The organism is bacterium, assembly GCA_021108215.1.
GTDB lineage: Bacteria > Oederibacteriota > JAAXVQ01 > JAAXVQ01 > JAUVAV01 > JAIORK01.
This window is the reverse complement of record JAIORK010000036.1, coordinates 138,188-159,567: the sequence shown is the minus strand read 5'-3', so window position 1 is coordinate 159,567 and position 21,380 is coordinate 138,188. Positions and strand designations below refer to the sequence as shown.

The window sequence follows — 21,380 nt, the reverse complement described above, 5'->3', positions numbered from 1 at the left end:
GAGGCGCTGAGGACGCAGAGAAAGTATTTTTGGATTACTGTAAATATAAAAAAACTTTTCGAAAAGAAGCCCGGTTGCAAGTACCAGTGCAACCGGGCTTCTTGATATCAGCAAAGAAGCAATACTTTTCTTGAAACCCATTTCAAAGCAACGTAAAATAGACAACATGACAAAGCATCTGGTGGGAATTCAATATCCAAAGCTGACGGCCGCAATTTTTGTGGGGATACTGCTGTTGGTTCCGGGAACAGCCATCGCTGCGGAAAAATTAAAAGCACCCCTGTACGGTGGTGCAGGAGTGCTGCAGCATGACGCCTATTCCTGGGAAGCATTAGAGGCCAAGGGACGGACGGTTTCACAAGCCCGGCGCCTGAGTGGCAATTTTTCCCTGCAGGAAGAATTTTCCCCCGACGGACGGTTGCTGGCGCGATTACGCAAGGATGGAAGCCGGGAAAGTGTTCATTACGGAAAACGCCGGGGAATGATTTTTGTTTGGGTGACGGATGGTGATGGTAAATTTAAAGAAGAACGTCTTTATGTGGATAATCTATTGCGTGCTGTTTTGTATGTGGACGGTTCCTTGAAAACACTCCAGCATTTGGCCCCGATAAGGTTGCACGATCCTGCGGCGAAAGATAACCGCGAATGCGCACTTTGTGTCGTTCTCTCATCTGGCAAGAAAACAAAAATACTGAAGTATAACCAGTTAGGGAAATTGATTTCTGTGTATTTGCCGGATGGCAAGGAACTGATGATCCAGACCCAGGCATTTACGGAAGACTTAAGTCAGGTGGTAAATATTGAGGACCTTGAGATTAAGCAAAAGAGATAAAAAAACAGGATGCCGGAATAGGGTCGGCTGGATGCTGGGTATCTGTCTGTTGGTGCCGTTGGCTGTTTATGCGGCCCGGCATGACAGCTCTGAGGTCCAGTCACGGCAGCTTGCTGAACAAATTTATAATCAAATTCGCGACCGCTATCCGGTGAAAAGTTACTCTTTTGATAATTCCGAGGGGCAGTATTTGGCAACCTTTAATCTGAAAGATGGGATGGTATTGACCTATAACGCCCGCGGACATTTGGTCAAGCGCCTTGAACCGAATGGCTATGAGATCCAGTATAAGAAAGGCTATCCGATAAAAAAAGTATCCCCTTTGGGTGAAATGATTTGGACAATTGCGTACACCTGGACGGACGCCGGTGAGGTTAAACGGACAATTCGGCAGCAGGGCGACTATATCACCGTCAGCTACTTTGACGACCAGGGAGCAACCCGTCTGGAAATGCATGAGGGGCCTGGGGGGAAAGTCTTAAGATATCATTTTAATCGTGAAAATCAGCGAATTTACAGTTATTTTGAGACTGATACGATGACCGGTATGACGGACCTTTTTTTTGTATCTGCCGTTACCGGACTGATTGAAGATCACTGGCGTATTACGGGGCGTGTAGAACAGATCTGGGATGAAAAATATGGTGTTTTTATGCAGTTGATTGAGGAGCGGTTTCGGCGGGATTATGCCGACCGGACAAAGTTTAAAAAAGACAGCTTGGGACGGACCCGAGGGGATATTTTGCTGGAAAATCTTGTGTCTGAGGAGTTATTACCCCGTCGGACATTTGCCCGATATGTGCAGGAAAAAATGATAACCTTTGATGACATTTGGGACTTTATTGATTGTTCGGATGTGAGGGTGACTGTTCCGGCAGTGGAGCTTTTTGAGAATGAGCAGGTTTTGGTCCAGCGGGCCAAGGTGCAGGGCAACACTGTTTTGGTTTGGGTTAAAGAACGATTGCAATGGGAGGTCTATCCATTTGATCCGCGTGAAGAAGAGTTGATTCCGGTCAACATGCGGGGGGATGTGCGTATTGAGTCGCGCTATCAGAATAACCAGTGGCGGCTTGTTCCGGGAAAGCGCACGGAGATGTATCTATCTGTAAGGTTAATGATTTCAGAAGCTATTCACCGGAAGCAACGCGAGCGACTTTCGCAACATCTGCATGATGATCCGGATTTTGATGATTTATTTACCGTGATGCAGCAAGCGGCTAAAAAATCGACCCCGACCCCCGCTGTTCAGATCGGAGAGGCGGTGACGCATTTTACACGTGACGTATTGGAAACCTTTCGTATTGAATTAACCTTTCGGGTGAAAAATATCATGCAGGCCGCGCCCCACCTCAATCAGCGGGATAGTTTTCAGCGTACGCAGGCGGAATTAATCCTTCAGACCCTGACGCCGGAAAAGATATTATCCCAGGAGGAATTTATGAGGCAAAAGCACCGGTTGCGCAGAGAGGTTATGCCGCCTTTTGATAGGATTATTTACAGTGGTCTTGAAATTTTTATGCCGGCGATAAAAAAAAAGAAGCTCTATAAAGAACTCACCCGGGTCCGTGAAAAAGATGGCTTGATACAGGTTTGGAAAGAGGATGTGGACCATCCGGACAATGGGTACTGGACGCCGTATGCGCTGCGGCCTTCACGCGATATGCTATTGCAGGATAACGGGCGGATGCTTATTCGGGTGGATGAGGGGAAATTTAAGTGGGAATTGACGTCGGTGTGGCGGGGAAAAATTGTATCGGGTGAGATTTTTATGGCCAAGGCGCAGGGAGAGAATTCGCAAGCCGTGCGTGTCAATGGCAACCAAAGCAATGTTGCGCTGGTGCAAGAAACCCGGGGCACACGCGGCAGGATTCAAGCTGGGCGCGAGGTTGAGCAAGTCGGGAAGGATCACTATCTACAGGCAGCGTTGCCAAAGCGTTGGCATGGTACCGGCTTATTTGCGCATGCGTTGATTGCCGTTATTCAGTGGATGATGGAAGGTCAGACCGGAGAAAATGTTGTTGTCCAAAATATAACTGCATCGGGTCGGGAGATCAGTATTTTAGAGATGCGGAATTGGCATGGTAAGATTACCGGGTATCGGCGTTTGGTAAAAAACCAGAGTGGTTTTTTTTCCCGCTCGCAGTATGATGCCAAAAAAAATCTTTTGACCATGGAGACCGCGAATGGTGATGACTATCGTATTGAGACCGTCGGACACGGAAAGCGTAGTGTGGCAAGGCGGAGGGGACGAGAGAAGCAGATATTTCATTTTGTAGGGAATCGATTGGAAGCCATTGATCTGACAGATAAAAAAAGACTTACATTTACATCGTCGGGTCAATTTAATAAAGTGAGTCTTTTTGACCGGGCGGAAAACTTGATTTATGAGAAGGTCTATAATGAGCAGGGTGATCAGGTGGCGCTTTATTTGCCGGATGGTGAAAAAATCCAGTATTTTTATAATCGGACGAAAAATATTTTAGGTATTACAGTGGAGAACCGGCAGGGGCAGCAGGCATCCTTGATCCTGACTCAGCAGGGGAAAATTACCAAGCATTCAGGTAATGGAAAACTTATTTATTTTGCGACCAAGCAACTCAACTTTATTCGACCGGATAAGTTGCTGCCTCTGACCATGGAGTTTAAACTACCGTCGTTTTAGGATATGTCCTGTATAATCGAGCCTGAAAAACACGAAAAATATTGGGGATATTGAAGAGACAGCAAAAAAGACCTGTGCGTGTTGTTGAATGAATATGCTGCAGGGGTATGGCCTGGCAGACTTATTCAGCAGCCGGTGACTTAGTGCAGGCAGTTATAATATCATAAGGCCCCTTTGCAGCACAGGAGTGAAACAATGCGCACAGGTATTGATCGTATGAAGGCACAAAAATCACGCTAGATTGATCGCGTGAGCCGCCAAAGGACAAAGTATGGAACCGGGGATGTGGATAGACACTAAAGTAGCGGCCACGAAGGCGAGGTATCATCGTATCATCCGAATCCCGGCAGCGTACTTGCTCAATCGTTTGACCAGGTTTCATCGGGAAATGAGTTTCAATTTGACTTTTTCAGGATTGACGATGTAAGTATGCGCACCAAAAAACATACCAAAATAACTACATTTTTTAGAATATTACCACTTTTATTCATATATAATATCCTGAGTGCTATCTGTTCTAAAATAAAACAATTTTTATCCTCGATTTGCGAACGTTTATTTCCTATGCTATACTTAACTCTGTAGAAATATATTTTTATTACCATAGGATATCTGTATCCTTTGCTTGATCTGCAGGGAAAAAGCAGTGCACCTATGTGCCTTGCAGGACCTGTAGATGAAGTCTGTGAAGGGAGTGACCTTTTCATGAAAGTTATTTCAAGTACTTTCCAGCCTGAAACCGTGTTCAGCCTTGATAGGTGGCGTACGCCCGGGCGGCGGATGTGGACCAAGGTGTTGGCAATCTTGGTTTCAATTTCTTTCTTATTGCCGTTTATGTCGTTTGCTTTTCAAGCCGGCTCTTATCCCGGCGGATTGATCGGCGAATTTGGTTATACGCCATTGAAGGCCAATGGGAATACGATTCATATCAAACCGGATTGGGGTCGGGTGACCGGCAGTTTTCAAGGCAATTCGGGACGTACCATTGTATATATTCAGGATTTACACTGTAATTATGAGGTGCAAACCAATATCCGCTTGATGCTGGAACGGATGATGAAGAAAAACAAACTGCGTCTGGTGGGTGTGGAAGGTGAGAGTACGCCGGTCAGTGTCAGCAAGCTTTCGACGGTTCCGGCGGAGGATCTCAGAAAAAACATCAGTGAATATTTTATGCAGCGCGGCCGGATTACCGGACCGGAATATCAATCCGCAGTCACAGATGGCGGACTTATTCTTCAGGGGATTGAATCGGAAAGGCTCTATGTTGATAATCGCGATACACTGATGAAATTTCTCAATGAGGAAAGTCAGGGGTATTGCGAAGATTTGCGCTATGCGTTGGAGCGGCTCAAACGTCCGCTGTATAATATGAATTTGGCAAAGATGGATCACAAGTGGGAAGAATTTAATAATGAAAACATCAGCCTGGAAAATTATTGCGATTTTCTTTTACTTGAAGCGCATACGACCGGGGTTGATTTGGAACCCTATAAAGTCATGCGGCTTTATTCTTTGGAGCACAAGCTTCCGGTAAACGCTGCGGTTGACTATGAGAAGTTGCTTCAGGAGGCGGAGACGCTTGAACGGGCCATTCGGAAAAAAATGTATACCTCGTATGAGCAGCGCCAATTAGACCACTATCTCTACATTCTGAAAGTAATGGAAAATTTGGTTAATATCAGCGCTACTACGGATGATCTGCGTTATTTTCGTACCCATCGGGAAGAATTTAAAATCACCACGATGCTTCACTTCCTGGAGGATATCAGTTACCGGTTTGCCATCCAGCCGGATCTGGATCCCGGTGTTTTGAAAATAAATCAGTATTTGGATTTGGCGGCAAAATTTTATGTTGTTGCCGACAAACGCTCGCATGCGTTTGTGGAAAATATTATGCAAACAATGGATCGGCGTAACCAGGTGATATCGGTATTGATTACCGGCGGTTTTCATGCCTCGCATGTGGAAAAAGCTTTGCGCCGTCAGGGTGTTTCGTTTATTACGGTGAAACCCCGCATTACCAATACGGACGCAGCCAATCCTTATTTTTCTCTGCTGCGCAATGAAAAAACTCCCCTGGAAAAATTATTGGCGCGCAATGAGAATATTTTCGCACCCCGTAGTTTATTCAACAATACGTTATTCAAACGCTATATGGAAACGGTATGGGAGGTTGAGCTGGGGCGTAAATTGGTTTTGGAAAACGGGCTCGCAGGAGAAGAACTCCAGGCAGCCTATCGCGAAATGCGGGGGAACTATGCGGCAGATGATCCCAATGTTGCGATGGTCTATCAAGCGGAAAATTCCAATCCGGCAAAAGGTGTTTATGTATTTACCTTTGAAAAAGCGCCGGAGCATTTTGTGGTCATTCGTCCCAATACAACCCAAAATTATACATTGGCAGTTCCCGGCGAAGCACTCCAAGGGAATAATTTTATGTTTCAATTTGTGTCTCAGGAAGAGTTTGCTCAGAAACGGGCGGATATTTTGGGAACAGAGAAAAAAGGTCGCGGTGGTGTTTTTGCGGTAACAGGATTGATTTCAAAAATTGGCGGGATCAATAATCCGGTTACACGTGCTTTCGGCACGCTGGCCATGATTGTGAGTCGGCCCGGAGGATTGCAAAGGGGTTTGTTGGCTTTTAGCAATAGTTTGTCCACGCTGTCACCTACAGCCATTCGGGAAGGTTGGCGAGGTTTTCAAAACATGCTTGCCGGCAATCGTTTGGCTGCTGTTTGGTTGACTACGATATCCGGTGTGCTGCTGGCCGGCAGTATAATCATGGGTATATTTCCTCTGATGCCGATTGCCTTTAGCGCTGCATTTGTATGGAGCGCAGGCACCCTGATGCAGAATAATCAATTTAAGTCGTTGGCCAACAGTGTCTTGCTTCCGCAAGGGGATTTGATTGCACGTGCCAGGACCTGGGCCAGTGATAATTACGGCTATGGCGCCAATACACTTAAGCAGACTGATTTTCAGATTGCTTTGGAAAATGTTATGACATTGGCGGAAGGCAGCCCGACGCTGAGTGATTTTATCAACAACCGGGCCGACCGTCTGGCCATGGCCGGGATGGCTTACCGGAGCGGGGTGATGCCCTGGACGGAAGGCACACCGGTTTCGCAGGTGGAGGCCTTGGCAGCGGATTTCATGGAAGCGGAATCTCTGGCAGAGCAGATAAATCAAGGTGTTGCGCTGGAAAGTCTTCAAGTCAAGGGAGACTCGCCGCTGGCGCAATTGATTAACGCAATTCATTTAAACCGCAATTCATTTGAATTGGGTGCTCAGGATTTTATAAATCCGGAACGCATCCTGCCGGAATATATTACACAGGCACAGCGGGATGCCATGTTGGCACTATCAAAAGCGCATGATGTTGAACTAGCAGTTTTGGATATTACCTTTAATCCTATTTCAAATATACGACCTACCTTGGCACAAGCAAAAGAAATTAAAAATAATGTTATTGAATTGTCAGAGGTACTTGCTGCAAAACAAGTAAGCGCGGATGAATTTAAAGGAATTTATGCCAAAGCTGCTTCTGGTGTACAGGAAGATGCTTCCGTTTCCGAGGACGTGGTGCTTGATTTGGAGGAAGACATTGACCTTGGAGATATTAACCTGACCGGAAAAACCCCGGGAGAAGATACGGGGCAAGTGTTGCAGGATACCGAGGCGTCAGGGTTGGAATTATCGGATAGACAGAAAAGGATTCTTGACCGCTGGTTTACAGTTGACGGCTGGAACACCCAGCATGTGAATATGGATGTGTTCACGGCTTATGATCAGGTATTGACCCGGGCGGAAATTTCCGAATTGATTTCCAAGACCGGCGACAATGCCGAAGTGCATGAACTCGGTGTTACGCTGCTGCAAAAAATATCCGAATCCCTCATGCAGGCCACCGAGGGCCTGTATTCCGCCGGTGATATCCTGGAGGTATTCAGAGTTGTATGGGAGCGGGGGTATTCGGTTGAGGTAGCAACACGTCGTTTTATGAATGAGCGGCAAGAATATTTGAGTCGAGCTGCGGATGCCCCGATTGTGGAAGCGGTGGCACTTTATGAAGAAAAAAACGGTGCTATTCAGAGTGTGACTGATCTTCAGAAAATGCTGCGTTCCGGCGATGCGGGTGAACAACTGGCGATTATACCGGCGTATCAATACTTTGCAGACAGGGTGGCGGCGCAAGAGCAGGCTGCCATGGCAGGGGATGTTAATTATACAGTTGATCTGTTTTTGAATTTTAATCAAAAGATAGGGCAGCGTCTGGCCGGGTTGCCGGCAGCTATTCAGGGACCGGCCATGGAGAGCTTGTATGCCGAAGTCACCCAGGCACTGGCCGGGAACCAGGGAGCCATGAGTGTGCTGGTTGCGAAAAAATTGAGCGGTATGATTACTTCGCAACAGGCCGCCATTGCTGCGTTGCGAAATTTTGATCAATTTATGCAGGACAGCATGAATGATGCGGTTTTTCAGGGTAAGGAAGACGCAATCCGGGACGGACTGCGCACCATGGGGCAGGATCTGCTGCGTCAGGCAGCGGCCCAACATGCCTTAGGTTTATTTAGTAACAAAGCGCCCCCAACCAGGGAAGACCTTCAACAACTACTTCCTGAAGGCTATCCTGCCGACCTTTTAGAAAAACTCTCAGATGCAAAACTGACCAGTCTATTTCCCCGCATGACCTCCCAATTGATTCGCAATTTTTCATATTTATATTCATCCAGCCAAAACAATTTTTCCCAAGCACTTGCCGCACTGACAAATGCACAGCAAACCGCCCGGGGAAAACAAGCTGATATTGAAACATTTGTCCAAAGCCAATTGAGTGAAATGAATAGTGTGTTTGATGAGATGACATGGCCCGAAATGATGCAGATGATTGCCGGCCGGTATATGGATCAGCATCTCCGGACAACCGCGCAGCAATCCGGAAATGCTTTGGAGCAGATGACGGACCTGACCGCGGAATTGAACATTGTCCTTGAAGTGATCAGCCAATTGCAGGCCAAACATGGCGGTGAAACAATTGCCATGGCAGCGCTGGTATCCAAATCTTCCCAAACAGCCAAAATGGGAAAGGGTTTGGAACTGGCAGCGTATGATCCCTGGACAGCGGCGGTACCTTTGGATGCCTATGGCAATCAGCAGGTCCAAGATGCAATTAATACTCAACTGACGCGTATTGGTTTTACCCTGGGTGAAGATAATACCGTGACGTTGAGCAAAGATGATCTGTTGGACAAGCTTGATCAAACACGCAATAAACTCGTTGCGGAACGAGATAAAAAAGAGAAACGCGATGTTTTTCTCAAGCGTAAAAAGAGTCTTTCTTATAATGAAAGTCAGGAACATGCCAAACTGAGAAATCAGCTTAATTTTGATTTTATGCAGGCCAATAGTGCATTGGTACAGTTGTACGCGAGTATTGCTGAAGGGCCGGCATTGACCTATCGTGTGCTGGTTTCGGATAAAATGTCTGATACGGATCACGGTGTTGCATTGGTGCGCGGCGATCAGATTTGCCTCAATGCCAATCAAATTCAAAAATACGCTGCAAAAAATAATGTGACCAAACTCATGCGGCTGTTGGCACATGAGACCGGCCATATTGCCGGTTTGAAGGGTGATACAACCGGTGAGGCATTTGCCGGAATTGTGGCCCGTTTGCTGGCGGGATACGACATGGGGATAGAAGCGGTCAGTGCCGAGTTTAGCAAGGCGGAAGACCGCAAATTGACAGCACCCGAATCTGACACAGCTTATTCAGGTGCCGCTGCCAAACAGGATTTGGTTGCAGCGGTTAAAGAAAATTTTAACACCGCATTGACCCAATACCGCAGCGGTCGCTATAATCAGGCCCGGTTGATGGAACTGTTGACTGAGGCTGAGCGGGTCATAGAAATTTTGGCAAAACGCTACAGCAAAGATGAAGATGTCCGGGTCCTGCAGGCCAACCTGGTAGAACAAAAAATGTTGCTGGTTCAGGGTATGCAACTGAATACATTTACCTCGCGCAATCCCGGTTTTCGGCAGGCGCTTGAACGTATTATGGATCAGGTGGAAGAAAGCGAGTCCGCAATCACGATCAGTGATTTTATCACCTATGCCGTGGATGGCAGCCAGGTAGTCTCGCGCGGCGGTGTGCCGCATGCCACCTATTCCAACCCGAATGCGGAGAATATTAGGACCGCCGGTTACGCCGGGTACATGCGTGTGGCAGTGATCAACGGGCAAACTGTGCTTTGTGTTGACAACGGCTCCTCGCATTTCAACCGTCCCGGGTTTAGGGGTGCGGAAAAACAGTTTATCAGCACCCTGCGAGGGATCAAACAGGCCTTGCCGGCTTTGGGCATTGACAAGGTGGCATTTTTCTCCGGACATTCAGTGGAAGGCATGACTGTTTTTGATCAGAGCAAAATGGTCGGTGTTATTGATTTGACCACACCGACACTGCGCGCCAGTAAGGATATTGGCATTCAAGCCAGCCGCCAGGCAAGAGCCAAACTAGTTATGACGATGGGAAATGCGGTTCTGCGCAGTGCAGTGGCTTCAGAAGAAGCCCTCGCGGTTCAGACCGTGGGAGAACAAATCGGACGCGGCTTGCGTGTGGTGGCGGTCCAGGATCAATTGCCGCATCCGGTGGATACCGATTTTTTTAACTGGCAGAATCGTACACGCGACAATATTGATTCTTTGCAGCACAATGGTGCTGAGTTGGTGGTTTTTCCTGAACGGTATATGGCGACCGCTGATCCGGCCAAGATGGAACAAGCCATCGATGCTTTACAGAAGCAGGCGAACGATAAAAATGTAAATATTATTATGGGTGTGCGCTTGTCGGCGGAAGGGATGCCGGTTGACGGTGTGTTGGTGATTCGTCCCAATGTTCCGGCGACGATTGCGCGTGATCTGGATACACTGCGTGCCGTCCGGCAAGGGACCCGTTCAGCCGATGTGGCCGGTAGGCCGCAGATTCAAAAGCTTTTGGCGGATCACCCGGTGGTTGCGCAGGCTTTTGCTGATGGGTTGGCGCTCCGCGACAATATTGTTTCCCTGCAGGTTGATGGGAAAGAGTATGTCCTGCATTTGAATATTTGTGCAGATGCGCGGCAGGCTTCCCATTATAAAAATTTACCTGTCAATGTTGACCTCTCGGTAAATGTTGCCAGCACGCGGCCCGAGGATGTGGAGTTGTATGTCGCAAATATGCGTAAAGGGATGGGCGAGACCGCTCCGGTTCTGGTTGTCAATGCCGGGGTGAGCAGCAAGAGGCACGGTGGGAATACAATGCTTTCGCTGGAGGCGGGAAAAGAATTTCGGCTGCAGTCTGAGAGTCAGATGGTTGGGGCCATGGCTTTTGAAGTGGCCGGACTCAGCGCGCAACCGGTGTTGGTGGAAGAGTTTACCCAGGTGCAGAGCCGGTCCGAGGCGTTGCAGGAAGAAAAGACGGAGGTTTATGCCCGTCATATAAAAATGCGTTCCCGCGAGGTGGTAAGTGTTCTTGATTCTTTTATCGAGGACAAAACGGTGTTGGCAAGCATTGAAAAAGATTTACATGCCATTTCAGCGGAAAATCTTTCCATTCAAACAACCGACAAAATCGTTGGCGCCTTGGCGGTGAATGAAAATTTTAGCGGTAAGATTAGTGTTGTTTTTGAAAGGCAACTTTATGGCGAGCTGAGAGCTTCGACGGTTTTACATGAAATTGTCGAAGCTGTACTGCAAGCCAATGGGATTGAGCAATCACACGCTTTGGCGTTTATTATCGAACAAGCGCTTTATCCGGAAAGTATTGATGCCAAATTGAGCAACCCACGGCATTATGATGATGCTCATTTGGCGGCCATTATTGAAAATACGGCGAATGTGATTACTCAGATAGATGCGCAACCAGGCGGGGTGGCAGCCATCAAGGAGCAACAAAAGAAAAACACACTCCTGGTTTTAAAGGCCGCCAGAAAGATATTGAATCTTCGGCAGCAGGCAATAGCACTGAACTTGCAGGAACGCGGTTTCTATGGGGAAGAAACGCAGCAGACCCTTACACAGATGATGACAAAATTTCTGGAGGGACGTACGACGATTTTTAAAAAAATGCGCCTGACGGCTCGACAGAATAATATTATTGCCTCACAGACCGGGGACTTGGCTGATGCTGTTGTTAAACAGGGTTTCTCACTGATGAGCCAGAAACAACTTAATGCTTTTTTTGATTTTTTCGGACATAACGTTGAAACCAGAGATTCGGAGTATACGCGCGAGCTGCTGCGCTATGAAATTGAGCGTATGGAAAAACCTTTGCGCGGAACAATGTATGAAGCCACCCTGGCCCGGTTACGCAATGTACTCACGCAAATGGAAAAGGGAAATTCCATCAGTGTGGCGGTTTTAGGCCGGGATCAGAAAATTGTTGATTTAAAGGTCAGGAAAGTGTTTCCGCAGAAGGGGGTGCCATCACGGGCCAAGGAGATTGGCGCTTTTTTAACCATCGAAAAAACCGCCCACGGCAATATTGGATACATTAATGTATTGGAAGGTCATACTGTCAGTGAAGCGGTTCTTCATGAAGTGCTGGAAAGCGTACTGGGAGAACCGCATCAAACCGTCAGCGAACTCAGCACCTTTTCGAAGTATTCGTTGGGACAGATGACATCAATTCGGAGTTTTTTCCAGGAGATTGCCTGGCCCACCCGCTTATTCTCGGCGCTATTCATTACAGTGGGTGTGGTTGGCATAATCAGCGCACTGCTAACCATGTTTTTTGTCGGTACGATAGCGGGCATTTCCGGCGCGTGGATCGCCATCTCAGTGCTGGTGCTGGTTTGGGGTGTTTACAATTATTTTAAAATTAAATTTGTGATCACCGTGGACGGACCCGATGCTTCCGGAAAACAGGAGATTGCCCAGGTGCTTTCCAGATATTATGGATACACGTTGGTCGAGGCGGGTGTCTATTACCGTGCCTACGCCTGGGTGGTGAAAGCGGCAATTGAAAGCGGACGTTTGGATGCTTCGGTTTTTGAGAATCTTGCTGAAATTGATGAGGAGATTGATCAGGTGCGCAAGGAAATTCGTCAAAAGGAAGCGTTTCGTAAGGATATTGTTTATCTGATTGATCTGCTGGATACCCTGAAAGCGAAAAAAGAGCAGTTGGTTAATTATGTTGAAAACCAAGTTGTGAGAGATTTAGAACAAGCTGCGGTGAGTATGCAATTTGATCGCGCAGCGACCGAGCGTCGGATGCGGGTTTTCATTAATCCGGAGAGGAAACGCAGACAGGAAATTACGGATCAGGTTATTCCGCAACTGGATGCCGCAGGCAAGGTGCGTGAAGTCGAGGCAGGCATCAAACTCAAACCGATTGTGACGGCCTTGGGTAAAGTGCCTGCAATTCAGGATATGCTGGAAATACAATTGCGCCGCCTGGCCAGAGAACAAAATATTATTGCCGTCGGCCAGACCATGGGCGCAAAGATTTTTGACCGCCAGGCCCGGGCGAAATTTTATGTGGTCAACAATGATTTACGCAGCCGGATTGAGCGCAAAGCCCGGCGCCGGATTTCCAAAGATGAAGTTGTTGATGCAATGAAGCGTTTGCGGCAATTAGATAAACTTGCCCGGACGCGGAGACGTGATCCTTTGCAGGCAGTCACAGATGCTGTGATTCTTAATACCACTGATTTTACTCTGGCTGAGACGGTCTCTATGGCACATCAGGAAGTCATCCTTAAATCCAGTGTGTTGCAGCGTCTGCGCAACCGGTTTACGGGCTGGTTTTTCTCCTCAAATAAAATGTTGACCCGTGCACAGGGTGAGGCGCTGCGTAAAAGAATTCTGGAAAAAGGCGGCGATTTTTGGGAGGCGTTTTCAGATATTGACGGCCTCTCCTCCTACAACCTCATCTATGGTAAGGCTTTGACAAATTGTGTGCTGGATGATGTGCTGGCAGTGATGACTGAGACCGCACGGGCACCCGGTGTGAAGCAATATCTTCGGAAAGGACGCTTTGAAATTCTGAGGAAAATTCGGCAAGCACTTTTTCAGGTGCGTTTTTTAGAAGCGTTCCGTTTACTGCCTAAGTTGGCAACCGGCAAAATTTTTACGATTCGCCACGGTGGTGATGAAGGGATTTATGTGCTGCCGGATAATTTGTCCGTGGCAGATACCGAGGCGGTTTTGGAAGTGTTCCGCAAAGCCATTCAATCGCGGATGCATAATCAGCTGATGGCGTTTGAATTGCCGGGTATGGATGAAACCCAAATGCAATCCCTGAAAGCTATTGCCGATGAAATAAATCTCCGCTATGAAAAATTTGGTGCCAAGAATACGGTGCGGGTGGTGCGTGATGAAGTTATGGGTATTCGCGTTATGCTTAAAGTCGGGTTCAATGAATTATCTGCGGCCCGAAAACGAAAATTAATAACCCAATTGCAAACCGAACTCAAAGGGTATCTTGATCAGGACCAGCGTACGGCCTATTTGGAGGGTGAATCAATGGAGCAGGCCGGCGGCCGTTTGATGCAAGGGCTGCTGCAAAAGGCCATGGAAGATTTGAAAATAGATGTTCAGTTGAAAAACATGAAAATGGCTGACTTGGTCAGTCGGGAACTCCGGGAAACTGCCCGTGCGCAAGGGGTTGATTATCTGGAAAATGGAGCAGTGTTGACGACTACAGCAACCACCGGTGCCACCAAACCGAGTCGTGTTCCCAATGACATGGTACGGAAACAGCGTAAGGGGACGCTCAATCGCACGGATATCAATCAATGGGATGATGAGGTGTATGAACTGGCCGGAGATTTTTTACATGACGGCAAGCGCGGGGATAAACATGCCGTGTATGGTCCCGGCCGGATAGTGGATGTTGAAAAGGGGATGAAGAAGAATCAAGTCGTGGTGGATCAGATGGATAAGCCGATTGAGCCGAGGATAAAAGAAGAAGGGGCCACGCTGCTGGGTGAGACGCATACTGAGCAGATGCAGATGCAAAAACTCTTGTTTGAGGACAACCTTTTACTTAAAACTGAATTTCGCCCGGATGGCAACGGGCATAAGCAAAAATACGAGACGCTCTATCCCCGGCATTTTACGATTGAAGGATTGCGGGAAACGGTGGATCAGCGCTTGAAATTTCTCCGGGGGAAAAAGAATTTTTCATCTGAAGTTTATATCGGCCGGGCGCCGCCCTCGACCGGACCGGATAAGATACAAGTGGTTGTGATTACGCCCAAAGAAACCCACCTGATTGAGCTGGAGGGGCAGTATTACGGTAATTTCATAGATACTGCGCGTATTGGTTTTTCAGAGTCTTACGCTGAAGAGACGGCACAGAATATGAAGGCGGCCGGTGATACACGTTCTTTGGACGCTATTATAAAAGAGATCAAATCGGATACGGCAGGATTCGACGCTGCCGTGGATGAGGCGATGCGGGAAAAATTTGTCTCCATGTTTATTGATGTCGGCGGTAAATTGGTGAGTGCGAAGGAAGCCGCCTTACTGGATACGGCGGAACGTGCCCAATTGACACCAAAATATTATAAATTTAAATTTTTGAATGATTTCATCAGCTACAGTGCCGGCGACCAGCTGATCGCTTTGCCTCATCTGGCAATTGATACGATCGGGACGGATGTTTTGCGATCCGGAAAACCGGAAGATGAAGCGATTGATGCTTTTGTAACTGCCATTGAGGCGGAGATGAATAATTCCGGCTATGGCAATAATGCCCAGGTTTCCCTGACGGCTGTGTATACCAGCATGCCGACAGCGGAGGTCCGTCAGCCTGGTAAAATCGGGCGCATGTTCCAGGATCTTCAGGTCGCGAGTATGGCCAAGCAGGGGAAAATTACGCCTTACAGCCGAAAATTACTGGTAACAGCCCGGCAGAGTATGCGGGATCTGGCCAAAGAAAAAGCAGCCAGTTTTTATCGGGAATTAAGCGCCCAGGTCCGCATGGTCCGTGAAACCACTGGCCGGCTGGCAGTGCTGCCCCGCAATGAAGCGGGTTTCTTTCGGCTCGGGGCCGCAATTTCCCTGCTGGGATTGGGCATCATGACATTTGGAATTTACGGCATCATTGTAACCGGCGTTTTTGCGCCAATTGCGGTGGGCGTCATTGCGAGCGGTTTTTTAATAACAGTATTACCTTTTATTGGCATTAAAATTATCCAGAGCAGGCAGTTGCAGGTTCAGCCTCAGGAAGTGAGTCGGTTTGGGACACTGCGCAAACTGGCTCGGCGCGCCGTTGATTTTGTACGCGGCAACCCGATGATCATCCTGATGATCGCAGGCGGACTTTACAGTTATTTTAATCAGGAAGCCGGCGGCGGTATGCTGGCCATGGGGATGGTAGGATCGCTGGGGTCGGACGAGGGTTATCCGGGAAAAATTAATTTCCGGACTGCGGAATTCACAGATTCGGACGGCGATACTTTTCGGTTTAAAATACCGCTGAGTCGTGATTTTAAGCGTAATGAAAAAATAGAGGTCATCAAAAACGGCAATACAGAAGCGCCGCTCAAGATGGGATGCCAAGACATTTATGCTGGATATATTTTGTCAATTCTGCAGGCTTCATTTCCGCAGATCCCGCAGCCTGAAAAAAATCATATTCAGATTTTTCGCAACGGCCCCATCAACGGTGTGAAGCGGTATTTAAATGTGGTTGTCGCACAGGTTTTTGACGGCCAGGAGGAAATGCGCAGCAGCCTGCAAGATATCGTTTCAGATGCCTGGGAAGAAAGCTTTGGCGATTCTTTCGGGATGCGCCGGTATCTGGCCAAAAAGACGGCGGAAAAACAGATCACAGTTGATGGCAAACTGGTCCGGGTGATTTTTACGGATATTCAAAAAAGCGAACAACTGCGGATCAGTGAAGTTATCCAGCAGGACCATATCTTGGACGCGGCGCTGGAAGAATTGTTCGGTATGGGATTTCCTGAAAAACTCAGACCGGAAGATTATATTTCGGTTAGCTATATTGACAAAGGCGCAGAAAAAGCCGCTTACCTGATTAACATCAAGAGCGGCCGTGGATTTCGTTCCCTGGTTTTGAAAACCACGAACAAGCCGGGAAACACTGAAGTTGTCCGTCAGGCAGTTAAGGCTTTTGAGATTTTACGAAAAAAACGCAGGTACAAGGCATTGCTGATGGGACCGGTAGGCAAGGATTGGATGTTTGAGGAGTATTTCCCCGGGGAGCGCATTTCAGGATGGGAGCCGGAATTTGAAAATCCGGATGAAGAATTTCTTCAAAATTTTGAAGATGCGGTGATCGCTGTTGTGGGTGAATATATGAAATTGGCCCGGATCGGTGGTACCATTTTCGATCCGACTTTTAAAAATATCTTGGTTAAACGGGTTCAGGTCGGAAAGAAATTCAGATGGACCGCTGCCATGGTTGATATGACCACACTGGATTTTCCGGAAGATTTTCCTCCGGAGCGTCATCTCTACCGCCTTTATGAAAATTTTAAAAAGGGCTGGAGTGTGCGCAAAGAATGGGTTCCTTATTCCGTGATTTATCGAGGGGTTATGAAAATTTTCGGTCCTGTACGCGGGGCCGCCTATTTGCAGTCGGCATTGGACAATCTGATTGCGACTGCCAAGGATCGTGAACTGTATCCACGGGAAGAAGCGCAGGTTGATACCCTGGTTGCGTTTTTAAATGATCTTGAAAAAGCGAATTTAAGCGGTACACTCCAGGGAGCAAAGGGTGAATTATTACTGGGGACTTTATTGAAAAACGCGACCGAGAGCATGTATAACATCACGCTCCAACCGGCCAAGGCGCTTGCGACGATTGCGGCATTTTCACGTGACCGTATTGAAGAAATTGTGAATGCCGTATTTTCCGCCCAAGGCCTGGCGGCAGTGACCCTCTCGCGGTATCGCGGCCGGGCATCTCCCATCCGGAACCAACTGGCGGATTATCTGGAAATGGCGGTCAATGCGGCCCGAGATGAGACAGAGGCCGCACAAATCAAAAAAATTAATGCCACGCAAATTTCCATCCATATCGCGAGGCGTGTTGACGGAAAAAGGATCGAAACGGATCAGGATCTCTATGAAACCGGTGCATTCCATCTCAATGGGAAAGTCTATATCACCGGGAAGGCATTCCAACAGTTTGAAAATAACCGCAAAGATAATGAGGTGGTTGCCGCCATTGTGCTGCATGAAGCATTGGAAAGCGTCGGGTTTTCCCATGACCGGGCGGATGAGATTGTCACAGCAGTGACCGGTTACAGTACGGATGCGCTTATTGCCCGTGTGGAAGGCATGGGTGTGGTTTCCGGCATCCTGACCTCTGACGAATCACAGCCGGGGCGCTTGAAAGATACGGATGATTATATGTTTGATACCTTGCTGCCGGAAATTGGGATTGACTTGAGCCAAAACAATCCGGTGACCGGTAAGGCACCTGTTTTTATAGAGGTCGGACCTGGCCGCGATGCGGACACCACTTTGGAAACCGCCAAACGGATCGGTGAGATCAATCGTGAGGCACAGGTGATTGGCATTGAAAACAGTCTGGAGAATTACCGCCAAATCGTTGCACTGGAGGAAGCGCATAATAATGTCGCTTTCCAATTGGGCGGATTTGAGATTCAGCAGGAAAATGTTGACATCATCCGCTGTACAAACGTGTTGCGTTGGTACAAAAGCGAGCAGGCCAAACAAGCAGCTGTACAAAGCATGGGCAAGGCTTTGCGTGAGGGCGGTATTCTCATCGAAGGGCGTGTAAGCACCATTGGCGATAACAGTTCTATTCTGGTGCACATAAAAAGAAACGGCCGGTTGGTGCCCTATCAGATGATGATGCGTTTCAGTGACAATGCACATGAATTTCCGGATAGCCTCGATCAATCCGATCTGCTTAGGAAAATACGGACGCATCTGGGGCAGGCACGGAGTAAGGTCCTGCAGGATCTCCGGCAGAGTTTCGGCATGCTCTCGCCGCAGATATTGCGGCTCCTGCCGGGCAAACTTAATTCGGCCATGGAAAGGGAATTTGGATATAGTGTGGATTCCAACGATTCCAATAAATTATTAATTAATTTTGATGCGCAGGGAAAGCCCCAGGCGAAACCTTTACGGTATCAATGGCTTAGTTTGAAAAACACCCTGGTTGTGAGTTTGCTGTGGACGATGCTATTACTCCCGGTGGTCGGTATGGGTCCTGGATTGGCAATCGGCTTGCTTTATCCTTCTGCCAAACTGGCGGCTGTGGGCCGGGCACTGTATGCCAAACACGGCTGGTCCGGCATGCTGAAAAACTGGGGAAAACCAGTGGGTGCGTATGATCCGGTTACGCAAAAAATGGTTGATCCGGTAACCGGTCAGGTTGTGGCCGAAGCGCCCTGGCCGATTGTGGCGCATGAATCCTATTCGCATGTTCTGGTGGATAAAATGATGCGGCAGCTTGGGCTGGATATTACCCGACAGCAACCCGGAACTCCGGCATACCGGGTGATGAGTGGTCTGGCTGAATTTATGGCGCATACACTTGATTTTTTTACTGCTCCGGTTGCCATCGCACGTGTCGAGCGCAGTGGTGTTCGCACCGGTGCGCTGGTATTGAGCGGAGTGTTTACCCTGTCCGGTGTGATGCTGGCAGCCGGTTTATTTCTGACAATACCGGCCGCTTTGGCGGTACTGTTACCGGCCGCGATGGCGGTAAGCGGGATCGGTATTGGGCTTATGTCCGGGGTGCAGACGCCTCGTGACAGCCGGCGTTCCTTCGGAACTCCCGGCAGAAATATAAGCGGATTATTAAATGAACTTTTACAAAAAACTGACTACGCCCGGGCAGCGCAAGCCACGGCCCCATACGATAATATTGAAGAAGCGCTTTTTAATGCATCTTTGGATATTTCGGATGAAGCGTTTGCGCAAGCCAAAAAGCAGATTGCACAGTTTAGCCAAAGTCCACGGCGGGAAATTTTAGAGGCGCTGGCAAAAACAGTAGGCGGTGAAAAAAATACGCGGCAGTTGTCGGAAATGATCAGGATTCTAAACCACTATGCGCTTTTTTATGCCTTGCAGGCCGCAATTGGGCGTTTGCCTGAAAACAGGCGGTCGCGTTTTATGACCCGCGGTGTGATCACCGCGCCCGTGTTTTACGCAGGCAGTATGTCGCGCCTGGGAGAACCGGTCACTGAATCAGATATGGATATGTTTTGGATCAGTAAAAATGATGCTGACCACAAAGCGGTTGAAAACCTGAAAAATGTTGTTGACGGTATTCTTAGTAAGGAACTGGGATACTTGTCTGATCCGACGAACGAAATTTATGCCATTGAAACATTGGAAAATTGGTCGCAGGACACAGACTATTTGGTGCGCAGTAAATTACTTGGTGCCCGCGCTATGACAGGATCGCAAGCGGTGCAAGCGGATATTATTCGGATACAGGCGGGAATTATGGCGGATATAAAGTATCAACTTGATTTGACCTATCTTGCCAAGCAGCAGATTAAGAAGTCCATTTCAGCGATCACGCCCAAAAAGACACAGAAGCTTTTTTATAATCTTATGCTGATGGCCAACAGCCTCTATGGCCGTCATTTTGCTTCGGTGGATGAAGTCATCAATCAGTATGTCCGGGAAGGGATTATTTCAGAGGCGGAAGCAGCTGCCATGTTACGGGCATATAGTTTTATGATTGATGCGCGAATGCAGGGGATTCCGCAGCAGACATTACTTGATGATGTTGCTTTTAATCAATATTCCGATCAGGTCAAGGAAATAACCGCCAAGGTTTCTTCGGCGTTGTTGCCGCAGCTACAGGCCGGGATGGCGCAAAAACTGATGCAATTCCGGGAGAATGCAGAGCAAGCCGTTCCGGATGCGTTGTTGTTATCCCGGGTGGGAAACCGTGAAAGCGTCGTAGCGTTGTGGGATGCAATGAATAAAAATGTATCTGTCAAGGCGGCTTTAAGTGACGCCCAGGCGCAGGTGCTGATCCAGGCAGTAAACAATATCTCGATTGAGGATCTGGATAGTGTGATCCGCTGGATATCGGAAAGCCAGGCGAGGGCACAAAGGTCTGCTATGGCGTTCGCCCAGGTGGACGATACCGGTACGATTCAAAATGTGATTGATCAAATTTTGCGTGTTCAGCAGATTGGTGCGGCAACACCCCAAACCGCAGTGCGACCTGCCGGTGGAATACTTCTCAATATGCGGGAAGGCCGGCTTGGGCAGTGGTTCAATCGAATGCGCGGTGTTCCGACCAGTTTGCGGTTAATGTTGTTACTCTCCAATCCGCGTTTGCAGGGATTTGCTAAAACAGCAATGCTTGGATTGCTTCTGAGTGTTTGGGCAGGTCTTGGTGTGGCTTTGATGGGCGGTTTTAGTGTTGAACTGGCGGTAGCAGGAACAATGCTTGGTGTTGCGACCTTTGCCCCGGCCCAGTATTATCACTATCGACTCAAGACATCAATCACGAGCCAGGTAAGTACACAGTTGGTCCAAAGCAGATGGATGCAGCAATCGCTCCAAAACTTAGGCCAAAAGTGGGACCAGGCTAAAGTCATGTTTCTTGTTCAGGGGCTTATGAGTGTCCTGGAAGGGGTTCAGGATAGTACCGAAGCAAGTAAGGGTGTTCTTTCTGTTTTGGGAGAAATTCCTCCTGGAATCGCAAAAGAAACAATAACCGTCACAACCCGGGATGGTACTAAAATTGATCAGGTTGTTCCGCGGATTGTTATTGAAAAACCCTATTTATTAAGGAAATTATTGAAAATGTTCCCGGCGACCTTGTGGAAGGGTGAACCCTTACAACTTCCCAAACCGCTTTATCGTCGTGGATTGGATAGTGCTGCCTAAAATATTAGGCGAATTTATGTTTTATGCTGTAGTGAAACT

3 protein-coding genes are annotated in these 21,380 nt (G+C 48.1%); all 3 read left to right on the top strand.

Annotated features, from left to right (window positions below):
* Positions 1 to 130 precede the first annotated feature (130 nt).
* The 3 genes from K8S19_08545 to K8S19_08535 all read left to right on the top strand — a co-directional run bounded on the left by K8S19_08545 (position 131) and on the right by K8S19_08535 (position 21,341).
* Positions 131 to 832 (top strand): hypothetical protein, encoded by a 702-nt coding sequence (locus K8S19_08545; protein MCD4813724.1) that lies wholly within the window; start codon positions 131 to 133, stop codon positions 830 to 832.
* The gene (locus tag K8S19_08540; GenBank protein MCD4813723.1) at positions 801 to 3,494 is read left to right on the top strand and encodes a hypothetical protein; all 2,694 of its coding nucleotides are present in this window, start codon (positions 801 to 803) and stop codon (positions 3,492 to 3,494) included. The genes K8S19_08545 and K8S19_08540 overlap by 32 nt, the downstream gene beginning before the upstream one ends.
* A 705-nt stretch (positions 3,495 to 4,199) precedes the next feature.
* Positions 4,200 to 21,341, top strand: coding sequence for a (d)CMP kinase (locus tag K8S19_08535; protein ID MCD4813722.1), 17,142 nt, complete (start codon positions 4,200 to 4,202; stop codon positions 21,339 to 21,341).
* Positions 21,342 to 21,380: the final 39 nt, after the last annotated feature.

What these genes read in the sequence shown, in the direction of transcription:
- K8S19_08535 (MCD4813722.1), top strand. Translation starts at nt 4,200, where the DNA reads ATGAAAGTTATTTCAAGTACTTTCCAGCCTGAAACCGTGTTCAGCCTT.